Raw genomic sequence first — 19,277 nt, forward strand, 5'->3', positions numbered from 1 at the left:
GTGCAAGTGGGTTTTTTTGTATCTTATAACTTATGAAAAAGAACTATTTACTATTTCAGAATTTGTTTTTACTTGCTGTGCTTGCATCATTTATGGTTTGTTGCGGTTCTTCAAAAGAATCTTTATCTATATCTAGTGATGAAGAGCAGGCCTTTAAACAAGTTGAAGGAGACACTATTACCATTTCAAGCGACAAAACAGAATACGAAATAATTATAATAGAACCTGGTTTTAATGTTTGGTTAAACTCCGTTGCAAAACCTGAGGGCTATTATTCTCAAAGTTTTCTTGAGAATAGAAATTATATCATGGTTTTAGAATGGAATAATAGAGTATTACAACCCACTAGGTTTAATCCCAATTTATATGAACTACAAATAGATTACGCTCGTCATATAGATTATGGATATGAAGTAAATTATAAATTGTATAATTATTTCATCTATTTTCAAAGAAAGTACAATCAACGTTTAGGTCCTTTTGTACCCCGCATTTAAAAAGTATATTTGCGGCATTCAATAGATGTCATGCAAAAATTAAAAGAACGCTGGGGCGTTACCAGCAATTTTCAATTAATCATTATTTTCATAGTTTTTGCCATTACAGGATCTTCTTCTGTATATGTTGCAAAACCTTTTTTAAATTTAATTGGCTTACAACAAGCTAATTTTGCAGATACATGGTGGGGTTCTGCAATCTATTGGATTTTACGTATTTTACTGATTTTTCCGTTTTATCAGATATTATTGGTAATATATGGCTGGTTATTTGGACAATTCAAATTCTTTTGGGCCTTTGAAAAAAAAATGCTTAAAAGATTAGGACTAGGATTTCTCTTTTAAATAACCGTGTTAGGTTTTCTTTAACATTCAGTTCTACTTCTTTTAGTAATTTAGCTTTGTGAAGAAATCAATATTTACATACTTCTCTGTATTTATTTTGTTTTGCCTTATGCTTATTAAGGTGACTTCTTTTCATGTTTACACTCATCAAGATAATGCTGTAGATACAATTGAGAATTGTAGCATTTGTGATTTTGCAGTACAAAATCTAAATTCAGATTTTACGTTTGTTGCTACATTGATATTTATTCTTTTACCGTTGATAATATATACAGGTAAAAAAATATCGCCTTTTGTTAGTAAAGTTCCTTCTTCCTATTTCAGGTATGCAACGTTTGGCAGGCCTCCCCCTATTCAGAATTAACTCACTCCCAGAAAAAAAATAATCGATGTCAATTTCTGCATCGGTACCTATTCGCGCTAAAATCATATAATGAAATCATATTTATATATTTTTGCAATCTTTTGTTATACAATAGCTTACGCTCAAGATTGCAATTCAATTCTATTAGGAGAAATAGTAGATTTCCATGACAACAGTACGTTAAGTGGAGCAACTATCAATATAACCGGTAAAAATCTTTCTACAGTTTCTAAAGAAAATGGAAAATTTACCTTTAAAAATCTATGTGATGGAGTTATAGAATTAGAGATTTCCCACCCAGAATGTACCACCAAATTTATTACGGTAACAATCAATGGTGACACGTTTTCTGAAATAAGATTAGAACATCACTTAGAAGAATTAAAGGAAGTTAAGGTTATAGGTGATATACAAAAGACCACCAATTCTGCACAAGAAAATGTTTTATCCGTAAAAGATATAGAGCGTAATAGCGGTAACAGTTTAGGCGATGCACTTAAAAAAATAGCCGGAGTATCTACGTTAAATACAGGTGGTAATATTGTAAAACCGGTAATACAAGGCTTAAAAGGCAGTAGAATCTTAATTCTGAATAATAACGTTCGTATGCAGGACATGGAATGGGGTGAGGAACATGCCCCTAACGTAGATGTCAATGCAAATCAAAACATAAGTGTAATCAAGGGCGCGGCCGCTATAGAATACGGTGGTGATGCCATTGGCGGGGTAATTGTTTTAGAAGCACTACCTGTTGTTAGAACAGATTCTTTGTTTGGTAAAACACAACTAAATCTTGCTTCAAATGGTCGTGGCGGAAATATTACATCTACATTGACCAAATCTTATAAATCCGGTCTGTATATTAAGGCACAAGGTTCTTATAAAAAATTAGGGGATTTAGAAGCTCCAGATTATATACTTTCAAACACTGGTATAAAAGAAAGTGGTCTATCCCTTAATGCTGGAAAAACCGATTTTGAAAGAGGATGGGAAGGTTACTATTCCTTTTTTAATTCAGAAATTGGAATTTTAAGGGCCTCACATATTGGTAATGTAGATGATTTAATTACTGCCATTAATAGTGATGTACCTAGCGTAATCAACGATTTTACCTATGATATTGACCAACCCTACCAAGAAGTAACCCATCATTTGGGTAAACTTAGTTACTATAAAAGATTTGAAGGATTTGGAAAATGGACCTCACAATATGATTTTCAACAAAATAGAAGATTAGAATATGATGTTCGTGTAGGTGATGATGCAGACAAAGCATCGTTAGATTTAAAATTGACCACACATTCCTTATTGACCAATTTAAAATTTGATGCCAAAGAAGGCTTTGATTTTAAAGTAGGGGCATTAGGTAGATTTCAAACCAATTTTGCCAACCCTGATACCGGTGTCAGAAGGCTAATTCCTGATTATGACAAATACGACTTTGGCCTTTATGCTATAGGTAGCTATGAACTTAACAGTGATTGGAACATAGATGCCGGAGCTCGTTATGACTATAGTAGAATAGATGCTAAAAAATTCTATAGGACATCAAGATGGGAAGAACGTGGCTACGATACCGATTTTTCGGATATAATTCTTGAGGACTTGGGCACGCAATTACTTGTTAATCCTGTTTTTGACTACCATAATTTCTCTGGCACAGCAGGGTTGCATTACAAATTAAACAACAAAGATCATTTACGTTTTAATTACGCTTACTCACAAAGAGCGCCCAATCCTTCAGAATTGTTCAGTGATGGTTTACATCATTCTGCGGCACGTATAGAATTAGGCGATTTAAGAATTAAAAGCGAAACATCATCTAAATTCTCAGCATCTTTAGAAAGAAACACCAATACCTGGGGCTATACTATTGCTCCGTTTCTAAACAGTATAAAAGACTTTATACTTGTGGAACCTACGGGTGTAGAATTTACGCTTAGAGGAGCTTTCCCTGTATGGTCTTATCGCCAGACTAACGCTGTTTTATTAGGACTTGATGCATCTTTATACAAAAATTGGTCTTCACATATAAGAACGGACCATAAGTTTGCTTGGGTAAGAGGAACGGATACAGATACAGATACTCCGCTTATAAATATGCCTGCCGTAAATTTCTCTAACAGTATTACATATACAAATCCTAAATGGAACAACTTTCTAGTTAGTTTAGAAAGTCAGTATGTTTTTGAACAAACAAGATATCCTGATAACATTGAAGTATTTTCTCCAGAACAGCAAGAAAATGTGATTCTGGACATAAATACACCACCAGATGCTTATCACCTTTTAGCTCTAAATACAGAAGCATCTTTTTCATTAAAAAATAAAAACGATTTTACTGTGGGTCTAAATGCAAGCAACCTATTGAATACCAATTATCGTGACTACCTAAATAGGCAACGATATTTTGCAGACGACATGGGCAGAAATATACGTCTGCGCCTAATTTTTAACTATTAAGAATAAATATTAACAATTGAAAACAAGTACAATTATGAAAAGAAACAAAACAGTAAAAACCATTTTAGCATTAAGTTTAATGGCAACAGTAATGACATCATGTTCTAGTGACGATGATACACCAGAAGTAGTAAACGAAGAAGAAATTATCACTACAATGACTGTTACTTTAACTAGTGCTGACGGTACTGCTACACTTCAATCTCAAGATTTAGATGGTGATGGACCAAATAAACCTGTTATAACGGCAGATAATTTAACGGCAAACACAACCTACGCAGGTAGTATTGAATTATTGAACGAAACTGAAACTCCTGCTGAAGATATTACCGAAGAAGTAGCTGAAGAAGCTGACGAACACCAATTTTTCTTTGGACTATCAGGAGCTATTACAGAGGTAACATATTCTGATGAAGATGGAGATGGAAATCCTATTGGTCTTGAATTTGAATTGTTAACTGGTGATGCAGGAACAGGAACTGTAACTATTACATTACGTCATGAACCCACAAAACCAAACGATGGTACTTTGGCAGATGCAGGTGGAGAAACTGATATTACTCAGACTTTTGACGTAGTAGTAGAATAAGTATACGCTACCACTTAACGTAATTAAAAAGCCTTTGAATTAAATTCAAAGGCTTTTTCTATTTATTCTTCTAGTTGATACCATTCAACATCCGCAAGTACCGCCCTCCTACCCACTTTTTTTGGTGGATAGTTGGTAATTAAATAGTTGATGATAACAGCTTCATTTTCTCCTAAATCCCACAGGTTCTGGGTTTCTTGCATCCATTCAATAGTAGATTTCCATCGTTCTTCATTCATTCTATTCTGCATGACCAACTTAGATGAATGGCAATTGGTACAATTCTGTATTGTTTCTGTCATACCTGGCGCCTCTATAAAACCAGTTGCTACATGAATACCATTTTCTATTTTATTAAAATCGTTTTCAGCAGGTATCTCTACAATTTCCGTTTTAGGTTCGTTAGCTTTAAAAGCAGATAAATTTGGGTCAACTATAAAGTATAGTAAAGCAATACCTCCAATAGCAATTACAACACTGGCAAGTATAGTCTTTCTATATAAATCTTTAAAATCGCGTTTTAGCGTATCAAGATTTTGCTTTTTCATCTAGGTGATTTTTACGGCTATTCTATGACAAGCGTTATTTAAATACCCTTTCGGGTTCCATCCGGGTAGTAACATAGGCTGCCCTACCCCGTTTGTATCAGTGGCTTTTGCCCAAACTTCATAATATCCCTCCTGCGGAAATGAAATATCTGCTGAAAAATGCTGCCACGCTAAACGGTTTACCGGTCTTTGTAAAGAACAAGAGTTCCAAGTAGCACCAAAATCTATGGAATATTCCATTTTGGCAACCTCTAATTCACCTGCCCAGGCATGACCCCTAATACTTAACTTTTTACTTTTTGATAAAATAGCACCAGATTTAGGGTATGTAATTAAAGATTTTACCGGCATAGATTCAATGATACACATATCTTCATCCGCGACTTTTTCACCAGGAGCAACGGGTTTACAAGGCACTCTATATGCCGTTCCGGTCATTTTGGTACCGTCATGAACTATATTTCTAATACTAATACGTTGTAACCATTTTCCAGAAACCGAGGCAGGCCATCCTCCTGCAATGACCCGTAAGGGATAACCATGTACTAAAGGAATATCGGCTCCGTTCATTTTAAAGGCCAACAATGTTTCATCTTGTAAAGCTTTTGCAATGGGTGCTCCCCTAGATATAGGTTCTTTACCAGGATCTCTACTAAGATGCACATCTGCAGCGTGATAACCAAAATAGACAGCATCATCGTTAATACCTACATCTTCTAACACATCTTTTAACCTTACACCAGTCCAATTAGCACAGTAGACCGCACCCACTGTCCATTGATTTCCTTTTGCAGGTGGATCAAATTCGCTTCTACCATTACCGCCACACTCTAAGGTCAATTGATAAGTATGATGTTTAAATTTTGACTTTAACTCTGCAAGTGAATAAGTTTTTGGCTTTTCTACAGACTCCCCGTCAATGGTAAGAGTCCAGTTTTCTACATCGATTTTTTCAGGAACAAGTCCATTATTTCTAATAAAAATAGACTTATTGGGAGTTACCTTATCATCTAAGAGATGGGCTTGTGCTTCAATATTCCAAGGCTTATCGTTCAAAACCATCATACCCTTATCTTTATTGAATAATTTAAATGGGTCTGTATCTTGTAAAGCTATTGGAGTATAACCATCGGGCATTACTTGTTTAAAGACAATATCTACTCCTAACAAAGTAGCTATACTACTTAAACTGGATTTTGCAACAAAACTTCTTCTCTTCACAACTCATGGTATTTGAGATAAAGTTAAGTGATTTTACAAATTTAAATAATGTTCTAAACCTCTATTGTTTGACCTTTTTTTGAACCCTTAAAAACATAGGTATATAACCACATTAAGGTAAACGATGGTATTACATCAAAACCTGGTATAATCTCTTCTACAAAAGTGAATATCCCAGCTGCCTGACCTACTTTGCCTTTATACATGCGGGTCATTAACCAAGCAGAGAGCGGAGCCCAAACTATATCAGAAAATTCGCCCACGAACGGTATAGCAAAAGAAAGCATACCTATACCATCAAAAAGCAAACCCATAAAAAGTTGCTTGTATTTTTTATCTTTTAAAATTGACATATTGAAAAATTAGTTATTCTAACTAAATAATGCAACAAAGATGCCAAATTTAAAAATTGATTATACGCAATTTTTCAGATTATGAAAGATCTGAGCTAATCAATTTTAAAAATTCATTTCTGGTTTCAATCTTTTCAAATTGACCTCTAAAGCCAGATGTTGTGGTAACAGAGTTCTGTTTTTGCACACCACGCATCATCATGCACATGTGCGAAGCTTCAATTACTACGGCCACTCCCTTTGGTTTCAGTGTATTGTTAATACATTCCAATATGTCATGCGTAAGTCTCTCCTGTACCTGTAATCTTCTAGCAAAAACATCAACTACACGAGGTATCTTACTCAACCCAACTATTTGTCCATTAGGGATATAAGCAATATGGGCCTTACCAAAAAATGGCAACATGTGATGTTCACACAAAGAATATAGCTCAATATCCTTTATAATGACCATGTCATCATAATCTTCTTTAAACATTGCCCCTTGTAAAATTTCAACGGCATCTTGCTGATACCCCTGTGTTAAAAACAACATAGCTTTAGCTGCACGTTCCGGTGTCTTAACCAAACCTTCCCTAGATACATCTTCACCAATTTCATCTATTATAGATGAATATCTACTTTTAACTTCATCGGTAATTTCAAGATTGTATTCTTCTAAATTCTTATAAGGGGACATAAATTTCTATTTGTGTTTAACCTAATTCATTTTAGGTTGAACAAATTTAATATTTTCTTTCATCATCAAACGTAAAAATATCATAAAATAGTGCATATTTTAGAATAGCCATTTTCAATTACGCTTAAACCGGATAATAATTAATACTTAAAATGAATAACTATATTTAGCATGATCGTTTTTCATTAAATTTGAATTTGATCAATTTACAACCTTAAACATAAACTTACCCATGATAAAAGCTTCTAACATTCATAAGTACTACGGAGAATTAGAAGTACTAAAAGGAGTTGACCTTCATATTCAAAAAGGAGAAATAGTATCTATAGTTGGTGCTTCCGGTGCCGGTAAAACTACCTTATTACAAATTTTAGGAACTTTAGACGTTCAATCAAATAGAAAAGACAGTACGTTACTGATAAATGGTATTGAAACTACAGAACTAAATGATAAAGATTTAGCAAAATTTAGAAATGAACATATAGGATTCATTTTTCAATTTCACCAATTATTGCCAGAATTTACGGCCATTGAAAATGTATGCCTACCTGCATTTATTAAAAAGACGCCAAAATCTGAAGCTGAAGATAGAGCCAAAGAACTTTTAGATTTTTTAGGATTATCCCATCGTTACGACCACAAACCATCAGAACTATCTGGCGGAGAACAACAACGTGTAGCGGTTGCCCGTGCCTTGATCAACAACCCCTCCATAATTTTTGCCGATGAACCTAGCGGTAATTTAGATTCAGAAAGCGCTGATAACCTGCACAAACTATTTTTTGAGCTACGTGAAAAGTTTGGACAGACCTTTGTAATCGTTACCCACAATGCTGAATTGGCAGAAACGGCAGATCGTAAATTAACCATGGTAGATGGTAAAATTGTAGACAAGGAAATAATAATAGCATAACCAAGATCCGTATGCTTCAAGAGCTACTTTCATTTATAATAAAACCTGTCTATACACAAGATATTGAAAGTTCTCTATCAGAAAAATTGAGAATTCTCTTCAACCTTTTAATTATCGCATTAACGGCAAGTATTGTATTATTAATGGTAGCAGGAGTTTTAGAAAGTATTCTAAAGCTTGAGATGGGCAAACATGCCATGGATGATTTATTCGGAAATTACTCAGTGGCACTTATTTTCTTTTTAGCAGTAATTGTAGCTCCTTTCTTTGAAGAATTGTTATTTAGAGGTCCGCTTGTCTTTTTTAAAGATTCAAAATATTTTAAATTAATTTTCTATTTGTTTACAATTGCGTTCGGCCTTATGCATATCAGTAATTTTGAAATGAGCACTCAGGTTTTACTTTTTTCTCCATTGTTGGTTGCACCACAAATTAGTGTAGGATTTCTTTTAGGCTACATACGGGTAAAATTTGGTTTGTTATGGTCCATCGCGCTACACGCCATTTACAATATGGTTTTAGTGGTTCCTGTGCTAATTATGCAATTGTTAGATATTTCTATTGAATGACAAAAAGTGAGCTAAAAATATTTCTTGACGAAAAGGTTTTTGAATATAACAAACCTGAATTCTTAGAAACCGATCCTATACAAATTCCACATCTTTTCACACAAAAAGAAGATATTGAAATCAGTGCTTTTCTAACGGCAACCATTGCTTGGGGCAACAGAAAGAGCATCATCAATAATTCTCATAAGTTAATGGAAAAAATGGGACAAAGTCCGTATGACTTTGTGCTTAACCATACCGATGATGATTTAGATAATTTATCAGGATTTGTTCATAGAACGTTCAATGAAAATGATTTAAAATATTTTATAAAAAGCTTAAAAAATATTTACACGTTCCACCAAGGTCTTGAAGGTGTATTTACCATGCATCAATCTAATGACAGTCTACAGCCCACAATTTCAAAATTCAAGAAAACATTTTTTGAATTACCATATGAGCAACGCACAACAAAGCACGTATCTGATCCTTTAAAAGGTTCTGCCGCCAAAAGGATAAATATGTTTTTACGTTGGATGGTTAGAGATGCAACTACCAATGTAGATTTTGGCATATGGAAAGGAATACCTGCTTCAAAATTATCTTGCCCATTAGATGTACATTCAGGTAATGTAGCTAGAAAATTAGGATTATTAAAACGAAAACAAAACGATGCAAAAGCGTTAGCCGAACTAGATAAAAGCTTAAGAAAACTGGACCCTTTGGATCCAGTTAAATATGATTTTGCCCTTTTTGGTTTAGGTGTTTTTGAAAAATTCTAGTTTAAGGCTTCTTTGTCAAATCTTTTATCGGTCAGTGTTTTCATAAACGCAATAATTGCCTTAGATTCTGTAGTCGTTAGATGTAAAGAATCTGGAGGTAATGTTTGGTAAGGTACATCTAAACCCATGCCCTGACCACCACCAACATTATAAAACTCCACTACTTCCTCTAAAGTTTCATACACTCCGTTGTGCATGTAAGGTCCGGTTAATTCTGCATTACGCACTGTTGAAGTTTTAAAAAAATGCTTCTTCTCCTCTACTTCATAAGGATAATACTGCCCCCAATCATCATCTAAAACAGGGTTTTCAAAACTTGCGTTTTTGGGCACGCCCAAATTTTCAAATTCGCTTTCCATATATTTAGGAGGCACTGTACCGTTAAATGCCGGTGGAAAATGACAAGTGGCACACGCAGCTTTACCCATAAAAAGATTAAAGCCATTAATTTCCTCATTGGTCATTGTTTCTTCTAGATTGTTCATGTTCCGATCGAATTTAGAATCGAACGGAGCTAAACTTCTTATATATGTTGCAATGGCATTACGCACGTTCATATCGGTAATTTTGCCATCGTAAAGCGAATCAAATTGAACTTTATACACTGATTTATCTTGAATTTTCTCTTCTAATTTTTCCAAATCGATGTGAAACTCATTTTCATTATTGGTGACTCCAACAATTTGATCCTCAAGACCATCTGCCCTACCATCATAAAACAAAGAACGTTGGTAAACGGCATAAGTTAATGTTGGTGAATTACGTTGCAAATCTTGGCCGTTTATACCTTTAGCAATTTTATGACCGTCGGTAAATGCTTTTTCCGCAATATGGCAAGTGGCACAGCTTATAGTACCGGAGCCGGATAAATCTGTATCATTGAACAACTGTCTTCCTAACTCAATTCTTTCTTCAGTAATATCTGGTGCTCTTTGCGTGGAAAACATCTTCATATTAAAAAAGTTCTTGTCAAAAAGATTGGTCACCTTAGGGTCTAAAGCTCTTGATTGGCTTAATTCAATTCCCCAATCATTAGCAGTCTTATCAACTAGCTCCAATTGCTTATTGGTATGTAATTTTATAAATGAGTATCGATCAAATTCATCAAAATTGGCACTTTGTAAATCATCAATGGTGGAAGAAATTTCTTTTTCCCATTGTGCATATAACGTATTATCCTTGAAAGCCTTTTTATAAATATCCAAAACTGTTTGTAGCGTTTCATAATTATAAACAGCATCGTTCAAAGAGTTTGCCAACATTGGAGAATCAAAACCTGTAATACCTTTAGTAGCCACATTTACAATGGCATCTCTTATCATTTTTAAATGATGCCTATCTCTTTGGGTGATAAGAATATGATTTTTTCGTACAAACGGAATTCTAATCTTTAAATACTCCAATACGATATTCAAATCTTCATTGGAATATCCTTCTTCACTATAAAGAAGCTCTTCCAATACTTGAAAACTCTTTGGTTTTTGTTTTTTAATATCGGTATGGTCGTCTATTTCTACCTTAAGCAAATTAGGCGCATTCATTGAGATGTAATTCTCATAATCATATGCGATAAGCATAGGCTCTACCCTTTTATACCATTCCCTACTTTTTAAAAACAGTTCTTTGTTCTTTGAGAGCGATTGTGCGGTATCTATTTGCTGCATGTAATAAGAAGTACTATCCAATGCCAAAAAATAATGTTCCCTTATAGCATTGTTGAACATAGATTGATCATTAGCATTTATAGCCAACAAAGGTTTTGTTTCCTCATTCTTGCAAGACAGAAAAAAACAAACAAATACTATCAAAATCCATTTATAATAAAATGCGCTCATGTTTCACTTTGAAATTAATATGAATAGAAAAAGGTTCCCAGTGAAGGGAACCTTTAAACTTGGTACAATTACATCACTTATCTAGGTAAGCCAGTCAATTTGAATAAAACTGAACCTTCTAAGCGAGCACTGCCTTCACTAATTGCAGTAGGGTCAACAAATTTAAGTCCGTCTGCCCTTACAGCTGTATCAGGAGTGGTACTAAAATTCCAACCATGTACTTGAGCTCCACCAATAAAGGTTGGTTCAGATGCACCTATGATATCGGTAACATCGATCAAGCCGGTTATTTCCCACATACTATCGGTATTACCAATACCAACACTAGCAGCATATGTTTGGTTACACTCCATAACTTCAACAAAGTTGCCCGTATTTAGGTCTAATTGCCACAACTTCGCAAACCCAGTAATATCAGCGTTTAAGTCAGAATATCCGTTTGGATCTTCTTGGATGTAAGCATAGTTTTCAGTTACCAAAATGTTATCTGGAGAATGCATTCCATCACCTTTTCCACCTTCTAAGTCACCATCAACTACAACAGTTAATTTAGCAGGAGCCGTTGGATCTTCAGGATCTAAAACCAGTTTGTAAACACGACCAAAACCTGTTCCTCTTAAGTTAAGATCCGGATTATCTCCACGAATTCTACCGGTAGCATTAAAATATACTTCTCTTTGAGCGTCGGCAGAACCTCTTCTCCAATCGATATCTTCAATTCTTTGAAATCCTATAGCACCCAAGTCAATAGCTTCTTGGTTCAATTCATCTATTGTTCTTTCGGTAACTTCTACCCATTCTACATCGTATTCAATGTCTTGAGCCATACCCATTTCAAATAATTGACCGCCTTCTCCAGGAGCAGATTCTACTGGGTTTGTACCTCTAAGTACATAAAGTTTACCTCCATAAAGATCACCTCTTTGACCAACGTACATTCCAAAATGAGCTTGTGGGTATGTATTATCACTGTGGTCATCACCCATAAAAACTACTGTTTGAGAAGAATAGGCATCTTTTCCAATAACAACAGCATTTTCTGTTGACCACTCACCCATTGCAGGTAATCTTTCTACTTCTACCCTATCTTCTTTTGCTCTAAACGGGTTTACTTTAAAAACACCTTTAGCGTTACCGCCCCATTCTCCACCAGAAAGGTATAAAGGACCAAACCCGTGCTCTTCAACAGTAACTGAAGATCCAGAACACATTGCCGTAAAAGCAGTAGCTGTAGAATTTACGATATAATCTCCTTGTAAAGGCTCTAAATTAGAATTCAACATAATTCTTGCAATAGAGTAATCTGCTTCTAAATTATTGATCAAAGCATAGTTACCATCTTCTGTAGGGTAAAGTGCAGCTCCATCCATATAAGAACCATAAACAAAAGTAGAATCAGATTCTAAGATATCTGCAGAAGACATGATCATATTAAGGTCGGCAGAACCTGCAAAAACACCTTTAAGTTCGAATAGTTCGTTTGGAGTTACGGAACTAGTTAATGGAATAGATTCTTCCAGAGTCAAATCTTGTCCGTCAGCACCATCGGCGCCATCGGCTCCGTCTGCGCCATCAGCACCGTCTACACCGTCAATACCATTTGTACCATCTACACCGTCTTCTCCATCACAGCTCATAACAGCTAATCCTAAGCAAGAAAGGAAAAGGGCTTTAAATAGTAAATTTTTCGTTTGTTTCATTATCAATATAGTTTTTAGGTTATGAATGCCAAAACTATAGAGATAACCTTGTAATAAGGTATTCTAAAAATTAGCAATAAATGAACTAAACCTTATGATAATGTTAACATGTAAACTTAACTTGAAGTTGAAGTGATCAAAACTTGAAATTAAATTTAAGTTAATTTGCAATCAATTGTAAATCATACAATTACAACACAATACCTAAATCACCTAATGACAATATCTGTTCCTGACCACCTTCGCTAATAGATTTGTAAATAGCCTCTACAATTATCATATCTCTTTTTCCCATTTCACCAGGAGCCACGTTTTTACTGTCCAACAAAATATGCTTTGCAAAATCATCCATCTGTAAAGCCTGTTGTCTTTTATGTGGAAACTTTAAGACATCTCCATTAGAAGTTCTACCACTTATTGGCCCGTAACTATGGGCTGGATCTAACTCAAACCAACCTTTACTACAATGACATTTTAATCTATTACCATTTGCATTATGCGACGTCATCATATGTGCAACAGCACCATTCTCAAATTTAAACTGAGCGGTAATGGTTTCATCGGTATCCTTAAAATAATCTGGTCTAGTACTAAATTCTTGTGCAGAAACTGAAATAGGGTTTTGACCTGTACCATAAATACTGGTTTGTATAGCGTACACACCCATGTTCATTAGCGCTCCGCCACCAGATAATTTTTTATTTAGTCGCCATTGATCTGGATTACCGTTAGAGACATATCCTGCATCAGATGAAACAAACAAAACATCGCCAAAAGTTTTTTCCCTAACGTATTTTTTGACTTCATGGGTATAAGGGTCACTTTGCATTCTATAACCAACAGAAAGCTTAACCTTATGCTCATTGCAGGCATTCATAATTGCATCACATTCCGCAACACTTACGGCCATTGGTTTTTCACAGATAACATGTTTACCTGCCTTTGCCGCACGAATACAAAATTCCGCATGCATACTGTTGGGTAGTACTACATAAACAACATCTATACTGTCATTATCCGCAATGGTATCAAAATTCTCATAATTATAAATATTCTCTTTGGGTATATTGTATTTCTCTTGCCAAACTGATTCCTTTTCTTTGGTACCGGTTACAATTCCTGCCAAATAACAATGCTCCGTATCCAATAAAGAAGGTGCTAATTGATAAGTACTGTAGCTCCCTAAACCAACCAAGGCTACACCCAACTTTTTACTGCTTTTATTATTTGTAAAGGCATTTGCCAACGGCATGTTTGCTAGTAAAGCGGATCCTAACAGCCCTTTAGTAGCCAAACCATTAAATGATCGTCTTGTAAGTTGTTTCATGAGTATTAGTTGTATGAATTAGAAAAGTAAATAATTATCAGGTAATTCCATAATTATTTAGGTTGTATTAACATTATGAATACCAGCCAAAAAATTTTAAACATTCCATTTTTAAAACCATCATAATTACAAATTTGACAATTCAAATTCAATCGGTCCGAACAAGAAATAAAATAGCACAATTATGCTTATTTTCGTTTTACAACAGAACCTTATCAAACCATGAAAATAATAGTACAATTTACCATTTGTTTGGTCACTGCATTTACCTTTGGCCAGTCTAGGGAATTATCTGTAGACACCGTTATTACAACAGAACACAACGCTACCATTAATGGTGCTAGTTTTTCGTACACCGCACAGACCGGGACCCAACCTGTATGGGATGAAAATGCAAAACCCATAGCCTCTTTGCATTATACCTATTATACTAGAAACAACATCAAGGATCGTGCTGCTAGACCGCTATTGATTTCATTTAACGGTGGTCCAGGATCAGGTTCGGTATGGATGCATTTGGCGTATACCGGACCAAAGGTTTTAAAAATTGATAATGAAGGATATCCTGTTCAACCTTATGGTGTAAATGATAATCCGCATTCAGTTTTAGATATTGCGGATATCGTTTATGTAAATCCTGTAAACACAGGTTATAGCAGAACTATTCCTGCAAGCGGAAAAGAAGTTGACCGCGACAAATTCTTTGGCATAAATGCCGATATTAAATATTTGGCAGAATGGCTGAACACCTTTGTAACCAGAAACAACAGATGGCGCTCGCCAAAATATATAATCGGGGAAAGTTATGGGGGCACACGTGTAATGGGTCTTTCTTTGGCTCTACAAAATCAACAATGGATGTATTTAAACGGTGTCATAATGGTTTCACCGGCCGATTATAAAGTGATACGCAATTCCGGACCCGTTGCCGAAGCAATAAACCTACCTTATTATACAGCAGCGGCATGGCATCACAAAGTTTTACCACCTGCCTTACAGAGTAAGGATCTTTTAGAAATTCTACCGGAGTCTGAAGCATATACAATTGATAAGCTAATACCGGCTTTGGCTAAAGGAGGATTTTTAGAGGCTTCTGAAAAAGAAGCCGTAGCAGATAAAATGGCTTATTACTCAGGATTGAACAAAAAAGACATTCTTGACCACAACCTTTCCGTACCTACTTCTTTCTTTTGGAAAAATCTTCTAAAAGATAAAAGCGGGCATACCGTAGGGCGTTTAGATTCAAGATATTTAGGAATAGATAAACAACTAGCCGGTACAAAGCCGGACTATAATTCTGAATTAACATCTTGGCTACATAGCTTTACCCCTGCCATTAACTATTACTTACAGGAAGAGTTAAATTTTAAGACCGATGTAAAATATAATATTTTCGGTCCGGTACACCCTTGGAACAATGACGATGACAATACCAGAGATAATTTAAGACAAGCAATGGCGCAAAACCCATATTTAAATGTTTTGGTACAATCTGGCTATTATGATGGAGCTACCACATACTTCAATGCAAAATATACCATGTGGCAAGTAGACCCAAGTGGCCGCATGAATGATAGATTTAGTTTTAAAGGATATCGTTCAGGTCATATGATGTACCTACGAAGAGAAGATTTAAAAACCGCAAATGATGACATCCGCGATTTTATAAAGCGTACTATTGCTACAGGAAAAAGTGCAAAGTATTAGAAAAACTACCTTTCTAAAACCGTACTGGACATTCCCAATACATATAGCGAGTTGATCTCAGTTGTTTTTATTGGGAATTTCATTTGATGACGGTAATCTACCGTCTTTGTAGCATCTTTAAATAATTGTTCCCTTTTACGTTTTTTTCTTTTTTTGAAAATGTCAATTGTAGCACCAACAGTTACACCACCCAGTACGGTAGCTAACAAATCTTCATTGCTCCACCCACCGTATTGATTTTCATCAATAGCCTCTTTGGCCAAACCAATTAGCAAACTGCCACCAACCGAACCAACAAAGGTCCATGTTCTATTGCCATCTGAAACTTCGTTCGCAATTCCCGCCCCTACAAGTCCGTAAAGATTGCCACCTAAAAAGTGGAGAACCTTATCTTTCTCAATTTGACCGTAAGCTTTGACAGCTAAAAATAGCAGAAGAGAAATAGTTAGTATCTTTTTCATACTGCGCAAAGATAAAAATTCTAATAGATGGCCTAGGTTAAATAATTACAAGTAATAACCCGTCAAATTCATCATAGGTCAATTTTATATTATCTTAGGATTTTAAATTAAAATATGGAAATAAAAAGTTTTATCAAAAGTCTTACAATAATGCATCTATTCCTATTAATAGGCTTAAGCATTTTTACCCTTTGGGTATTTTTACAGATCAAATCATTTAATACAAGTACAGCGGGTCAAGGTGTATTTTTATATATAGTTCCGGTATTTGCAATGTTAGGCTATTTTGGTAGTCAATGGATCTTTAAAAAAATGACTTCCAATATTAAATCAGAAAGTCGTTTAGAAGAAAAGCTAAAAAAGTATCAATCTGCTTTACATATCAAATATGCGCTTATTGAAATTCCTGCCTTTATAGGATTGTTTGCATATTACAATACTGCCAATGCCCTTCCTTTGGTTATTTCTGTGTGCTTATTGGCCTATTTGGCAGCACAAAGACCAAATAAGGCAAGTATTATAAATAACATCCCATTAAAGGCTGAAGAAAAAGAACTAATTCAACAATCATAGTAAAGATGCATAGAATAAAAACAATAATGTATACCTATATATTATCTATTTTAGGATTAACCTCTGTAAATGCACAAGATTGGGCAGATTTAAAACATTTTAAAGTTGCTAATGACAAAATAGAACAAGCCACGGAAAACGAAAACCGTGTGGTGTTTATGGGCAATTCCATTACAATAGGCTGGTTAAAAACGCGTCCGGAGTTTTTTAAGGGTAAACCCTATATAAATCGGGGTATCAGTGGTCAAACTACGCCACAGATGTTAATAAGATTTAGACAAGATGTCATTGACCTTAAACCAAAAGTGGTAACAATATTGGCAGGTACCAATGATATAGCAGGTAATACAGGACCATCTAGCTTAAAAATGATTATGGACAATATTAAAGGTATGACAGAGATGGCCCATGCAAATGACATTAAGGTAATTCTTTCTTCTACCCTACCCGCCTATGATTACCCTTGGAAACCGGGTTTAGAACCTGCAGAAAAAATTATAAAGCTTAATGCGATGATAAAAAAATACGCGAATACACATGGACATATCTATTTAGATTACTTCTCTGCCATGGTTGATGAGCGTAACGGCCTACCAAAGAAATATGCAGCAGACGAAGTACACCCAACTGCCGAAGGCTATATGGTCATGGAGCCATTAGTTGAAGCGGCAATCGCCCAAGCTATAAAAAATTAAAATTTCAATTTAGTGCTATTCCCATTGTTGATAATGCGGATTGAAACCACTAAAGATTTGATTATTTTTGAAAAAATTTGATTTCGACAAAATGAAAAAAACACTATTCTTATTGGTCGCTACGGCGATTTCTTGCAATTCCTCTCAAAAAACAGTTAATGATGTCTCCACAGAGGCATCTACGACAGCATCGGAAATTACGTTTGCAGAATCTATTACAGAGACAGAATTAAAGGAGCATCTATATATCTATGCATCCGATGAATTTGAAGGCAGAGAAACTGGACAACCAGGTCAAAAAAAGGCTATTGCCTATTTAAAAGCTGAATATGAGAAATTGGGTATTCCTGCAGCTAAAACTGACGGAAATTATTTTCAAGATGTACCATTGGAAATAAGTAAGCTACCAAAAGGAAAGTTAAGTGTAAACGGAACCGATTTTTCAATTGGGGAGCATGTTCTGACCTTTGCGGCCGCAAACACTTCTGTAAATGAAATTATTTATGTTGGTTATGGTATTGAAGATGATTCTTATTCTAGTTATAATGATATTGATGTAACCGGAAAAATAGTTTTATTAAAATCTGGTGAGCCAAAGAAGTCCGATGGAAATTACGTAATATCCGGCAATACAGAAACCTCTTTATGGAGCAATATGTCAGAATCGTTAACAAAAAGAATTCAAATAGCGGTTGATAAGGGCGCAATAGGTGTTCTGTATTATGATACGGACAATTTCAACAGATTTAAACGCAGATTTGAATCAATGAAACAGAACAACAGTGGCAGAATGGAAGTAGTTGATAACAATGCCCCTGAATTCTACAGCCTATTTATTGATCAAGAGCTTGCCAAGAGTTTGCATGCAAGTATAGAATCTGATAGTGAATCTAAGGTAGTATCAAAAAAGATTGATTTAAGTTTTGAAAGTTCTAATGATGTAATTAAGTCTGAAAATGTGGTAGCAATGATCAAAGGTTCTGAAAAACCAAATGAGTATTTGATTATTTCATCTCACTTAGATCATATTGGTATTACCGGAGACGGGGAAATCAATAATGGTGCAGATGATGACGGATCAGGTACCGTTGCCCTATTGGAAATTGCAGAAGCTTTTAAAAAAGCATCAAATGCAGGTGTGGGTCCTAAAAGATCAATTGTATTCTTACATGTTACCGGGGAAGAAAAAGGATTATTAGGATCTCAATATTACACTGATGTTGATCCAATTGTTCCTTTAGAGCAAACCGTAGCAAATTTAAATATTGACATGATCGGTAGAATTGACCCAAAACGTGAGGGAGATAGAAATTATATTTACTTAATAGGTTCTGATAAACTTAGTATTGAATTACACAACCTATCTGAAGAAGTGAATAAGAAATTCATGAATATAGAGCTAGACTATACGTATAATGACGAAAACGACCCTAATCGTTTTTACTATAGAAGTGACCATTATAATTTTGCTAAAAATAACATTCCGATCATATTTTATTTTAATGGAACGCATGCTGATTATCATAAACCAAGTGATACACCAGACAAAATCAATTATGATCTATTGCAGAACAGAACTAGGTTAGTATTTCACACTGCTTGGGAAATAGCCAATAGAGAGCAAAAATTAAAGGTAGATTAAGCATCTACCTATTTAAATTTAATAAGTCTGCCACT

General features: G+C 35.0%; 19 protein-coding genes. 11 read left to right on the forward strand and 8 right to left on the reverse strand.

Translation table 11 applies throughout. The annotated features are described in order from the left end of the window. The first annotated feature begins 32 nt into the window (after positions 1 to 32). The 4 genes from QZ657_RS01700 to QZ657_RS01715 all read left to right on the forward strand — a co-directional run bounded on the left by QZ657_RS01700 (position 33) and on the right by QZ657_RS01715 (position 4,258). The gene (locus QZ657_RS01700) at positions 33 to 497 is read left to right on the forward strand and encodes a DUF6146 family protein (RefSeq protein ID WP_291964543.1); all 465 of its coding nucleotides are present in this window, start codon (positions 33 to 35) and stop codon (positions 495 to 497) included. Positions 498 to 527: 30 nt separating this feature from the next. Then, positions 528 to 842, forward strand: coding sequence for a DUF6787 family protein (locus tag QZ657_RS01705; protein WP_276473360.1), 315 nt, complete (start codon positions 528 to 530; stop codon positions 840 to 842). Between the two features lie 433 nt (positions 843 to 1,275). Then, on the forward strand, positions 1,276 to 3,669 hold the full coding sequence (locus tag QZ657_RS01710; protein ID WP_291964545.1) for a TonB-dependent receptor: 2,394 nt from the start codon (positions 1,276 to 1,278) through the stop codon (positions 3,667 to 3,669). Between the two features lie 34 nt (positions 3,670 to 3,703). Beyond that, positions 3,704 to 4,258, forward strand: coding sequence for a type 1 periplasmic binding fold superfamily protein (locus QZ657_RS01715; protein WP_291964547.1), 555 nt, complete (start codon positions 3,704 to 3,706; stop codon positions 4,256 to 4,258). 62 nt (positions 4,259 to 4,320) lie between these two features. On the opposite strand, the gene QZ657_RS01720 is transcribed toward QZ657_RS01715, so the two are convergent. From QZ657_RS01720 to folE, 4 genes are all read right to left on the reverse strand, one after another. After that, entirely contained in the window at positions 4,321 to 4,806 is a 486-nt protein-coding gene (locus tag QZ657_RS01720; protein WP_291960415.1) for a monoheme cytochrome C, read from the reverse strand. Further along, positions 4,807 to 6,027 carry a sulfite oxidase gene (locus QZ657_RS01725; RefSeq protein ID WP_291964549.1) on the reverse strand — a complete coding sequence of 407 codons (1,221 nt, stop codon included), beginning with the start codon at positions 6,025 to 6,027 and terminating at the stop codon, positions 4,807 to 4,809. It abuts the gene before it with no gap. A gap of 53 nt (positions 6,028 to 6,080) precedes the next feature. Continuing rightward, positions 6,081 to 6,380, reverse strand: a complete 300-nt coding sequence (locus tag QZ657_RS01730) for a hypothetical protein (RefSeq protein WP_276473355.1) — start codon at positions 6,378 to 6,380, stop codon at positions 6,081 to 6,083. Positions 6,381 to 6,459: 79 nt separating this feature from the next. Next, positions 6,460 to 7,059, reverse strand: coding sequence for a GTP cyclohydrolase I FolE (gene folE / locus QZ657_RS01735; RefSeq protein WP_291960411.1), 600 nt, complete (start codon positions 7,057 to 7,059; stop codon positions 6,460 to 6,462). Positions 7,060 to 7,291: 232 nt separating this feature from the next. On the opposite strand from folE, the gene QZ657_RS01740 reads away from it, so the two are divergent. Genes QZ657_RS01740 through QZ657_RS01750 form a run of 3 tightly spaced genes read left to right on the forward strand, consistent with a single transcriptional unit; the run spans position 7,292 to position 9,302 of the window. Further along, positions 7,292 to 7,972, forward strand: a complete 681-nt coding sequence (locus tag QZ657_RS01740) for an ABC transporter ATP-binding protein (protein WP_291964551.1) — start codon at positions 7,292 to 7,294, stop codon at positions 7,970 to 7,972. Between the two features lie 11 nt (positions 7,973 to 7,983). After that, a complete protein-coding gene (locus tag QZ657_RS01745) occupies positions 7,984 to 8,541 on the forward strand; it encodes a CPBP family intramembrane glutamic endopeptidase (protein ID WP_291960408.1) in 558 nt (185 codons plus the stop codon). Then, on the forward strand, positions 8,538 to 9,302 hold the full coding sequence (locus tag QZ657_RS01750; RefSeq protein WP_291964553.1) for a TIGR02757 family protein: 765 nt from the start codon (positions 8,538 to 8,540) through the stop codon (positions 9,300 to 9,302). The genes QZ657_RS01745 and QZ657_RS01750 overlap by 4 nt, the downstream gene beginning before the upstream one ends. Here QZ657_RS01750 and QZ657_RS01755 read toward each other — a convergent pair. The 3 genes from QZ657_RS01755 to QZ657_RS01765 all read right to left on the reverse strand — a co-directional run bounded on the left by QZ657_RS01755 (position 9,299) and on the right by QZ657_RS01765 (position 14,164). Next, a complete protein-coding gene (locus QZ657_RS01755; RefSeq protein WP_291964555.1) occupies positions 9,299 to 11,137 on the reverse strand; it encodes a cytochrome-c peroxidase in 1,839 nt (612 codons plus the stop codon). The two genes, QZ657_RS01750 and QZ657_RS01755, sit on opposite strands and share 4 nt — an antisense overlap. 77 nt (positions 11,138 to 11,214) lie before the next feature. Continuing rightward, positions 11,215 to 12,837 (reverse strand): alkaline phosphatase PhoX, encoded by a 1,623-nt coding sequence (locus QZ657_RS01760; RefSeq protein ID WP_291964557.1) that lies wholly within the window; start codon positions 12,835 to 12,837, stop codon positions 11,215 to 11,217. A 190-nt stretch (positions 12,838 to 13,027) separates the two neighbouring features. Further along, a complete protein-coding gene (locus QZ657_RS01765; protein WP_291964559.1) occupies positions 13,028 to 14,164 on the reverse strand; it encodes a Gfo/Idh/MocA family protein in 1,137 nt (378 codons plus the stop codon). Positions 14,165 to 14,386: 222 nt separating this feature from the next. Between QZ657_RS01765 and QZ657_RS01770 the strand changes: the two genes are divergently transcribed. Next, entirely contained in the window at positions 14,387 to 15,871 is a 1,485-nt protein-coding gene (locus tag QZ657_RS01770; RefSeq protein ID WP_291964561.1) for a S10 family peptidase, read from the forward strand. A 5-nt stretch (positions 15,872 to 15,876) separates the two neighbouring features. Here QZ657_RS01770 and QZ657_RS01775 read toward each other — a convergent pair whose 3' ends face one another. Then, positions 15,877 to 16,332: a hypothetical protein gene (locus tag QZ657_RS01775; protein WP_291964563.1), complete on the reverse strand. Its 456-nt coding sequence runs from the start codon at positions 16,330 to 16,332 to the stop codon at positions 15,877 to 15,879. 150 nt (positions 16,333 to 16,482) lie between these two features. Here QZ657_RS01775 and QZ657_RS01780 point away from each other — a divergent pair, with 150 nt between their 5' ends. From QZ657_RS01780 to QZ657_RS01790, 3 genes are all read left to right on the forward strand, one after another. Beyond that, positions 16,483 to 16,905, forward strand: coding sequence for a hypothetical protein (locus QZ657_RS01780; protein ID WP_291960400.1), 423 nt, complete (start codon positions 16,483 to 16,485; stop codon positions 16,903 to 16,905). A gap of 26 nt (positions 16,906 to 16,931) precedes the next feature. After that, on the forward strand, positions 16,932 to 17,600 hold the full coding sequence (locus QZ657_RS01785) for an SGNH/GDSL hydrolase family protein (RefSeq protein WP_291964565.1): 669 nt from the start codon (positions 16,932 to 16,934) through the stop codon (positions 17,598 to 17,600). Between the two features lie 91 nt (positions 17,601 to 17,691). After that, positions 17,692 to 19,242 carry a M28 family peptidase gene (locus QZ657_RS01790; protein ID WP_291964567.1) on the forward strand — a complete coding sequence of 517 codons (1,551 nt, stop codon included), beginning with the start codon at positions 17,692 to 17,694 and terminating at the stop codon, positions 19,240 to 19,242. Positions 19,243 to 19,277 lie beyond the last annotated feature (35 nt).

The sequence above is a fragment of the Maribacter sp. genome (assembly GCA_020629415.1).
Lineage (GTDB): Bacteria > Bacteroidota > Bacteroidia > Flavobacteriales > Flavobacteriaceae > Maribacter > Maribacter huludaoensis.

Excerpts from the sequence above, each read along its gene's own strand:
- QZ657_RS01730 (WP_276473355.1), bottom strand. The coding sequence starts at position 6,380 with ATGTCAATTTTAAAAGATAAAAAATACAAGCAACTTTTTATGGGTTTG.
- QZ657_RS01760 (WP_291964557.1), bottom strand. The coding sequence starts at position 12,837 with ATGAAACAAACGAAAAATTTACTATTTAAAGCCCTTTTCCTTTCTTGC.
- QZ657_RS01780 (WP_291960400.1), top strand. The coding sequence starts at position 16,483 with ATGCATCTATTCCTATTAATAGGCTTAAGCATTTTTACCCTTTGGGTA.
- QZ657_RS01700 (WP_291964543.1), top strand. The coding sequence starts at position 33 with ATGAAAAAGAACTATTTACTATTTCAGAATTTGTTTTTACTTGCTGTG.
- QZ657_RS01790 (WP_291964567.1), top strand. The coding sequence starts at position 17,692 with ATGAAAAAAACACTATTCTTATTGGTCGCTACGGCGATTTCTTGCAAT.
- QZ657_RS01710 (WP_291964545.1), top strand. The coding sequence starts at position 1,276 with ATGAAATCATATTTATATATTTTTGCAATCTTTTGTTATACAATAGCT.
- QZ657_RS01770 (WP_291964561.1), top strand. The coding sequence starts at position 14,387 with ATGAAAATAATAGTACAATTTACCATTTGTTTGGTCACTGCATTTACC.
- QZ657_RS01705 (WP_276473360.1), top strand. The coding sequence starts at position 528 with ATGCAAAAATTAAAAGAACGCTGGGGCGTTACCAGCAATTTTCAATTA.
- QZ657_RS01785 (WP_291964565.1), top strand. The coding sequence starts at position 16,932 with ATGTATACCTATATATTATCTATTTTAGGATTAACCTCTGTAAATGCA.
- QZ657_RS01775 (WP_291964563.1), bottom strand. The coding sequence starts at position 16,332 with ATGAAAAAGATACTAACTATTTCTCTTCTGCTATTTTTAGCTGTCAAA.
- QZ657_RS01720 (WP_291960415.1), bottom strand. The coding sequence starts at position 4,806 with ATGAAAAAGCAAAATCTTGATACGCTAAAACGCGATTTTAAAGATTTA.
- QZ657_RS01715 (WP_291964547.1), top strand. The coding sequence starts at position 3,704 with ATGAAAAGAAACAAAACAGTAAAAACCATTTTAGCATTAAGTTTAATG.
- QZ657_RS01750 (WP_291964553.1), top strand. The coding sequence starts at position 8,538 with ATGACAAAAAGTGAGCTAAAAATATTTCTTGACGAAAAGGTTTTTGAA.
- QZ657_RS01740 (WP_291964551.1), top strand. The coding sequence starts at position 7,292 with ATGATAAAAGCTTCTAACATTCATAAGTACTACGGAGAATTAGAAGTA.
- QZ657_RS01745 (WP_291960408.1), top strand. The coding sequence starts at position 7,984 with ATGCTTCAAGAGCTACTTTCATTTATAATAAAACCTGTCTATACACAA.
- folE (WP_291960411.1), bottom strand. The coding sequence starts at position 7,059 with ATGTCCCCTTATAAGAATTTAGAAGAATACAATCTTGAAATTACCGAT.
- QZ657_RS01755 (WP_291964555.1), bottom strand. The coding sequence starts at position 11,137 with ATGAGCGCATTTTATTATAAATGGATTTTGATAGTATTTGTTTGTTTT.
- QZ657_RS01765 (WP_291964559.1), bottom strand. The coding sequence starts at position 14,164 with ATGAAACAACTTACAAGACGATCATTTAATGGTTTGGCTACTAAAGGG.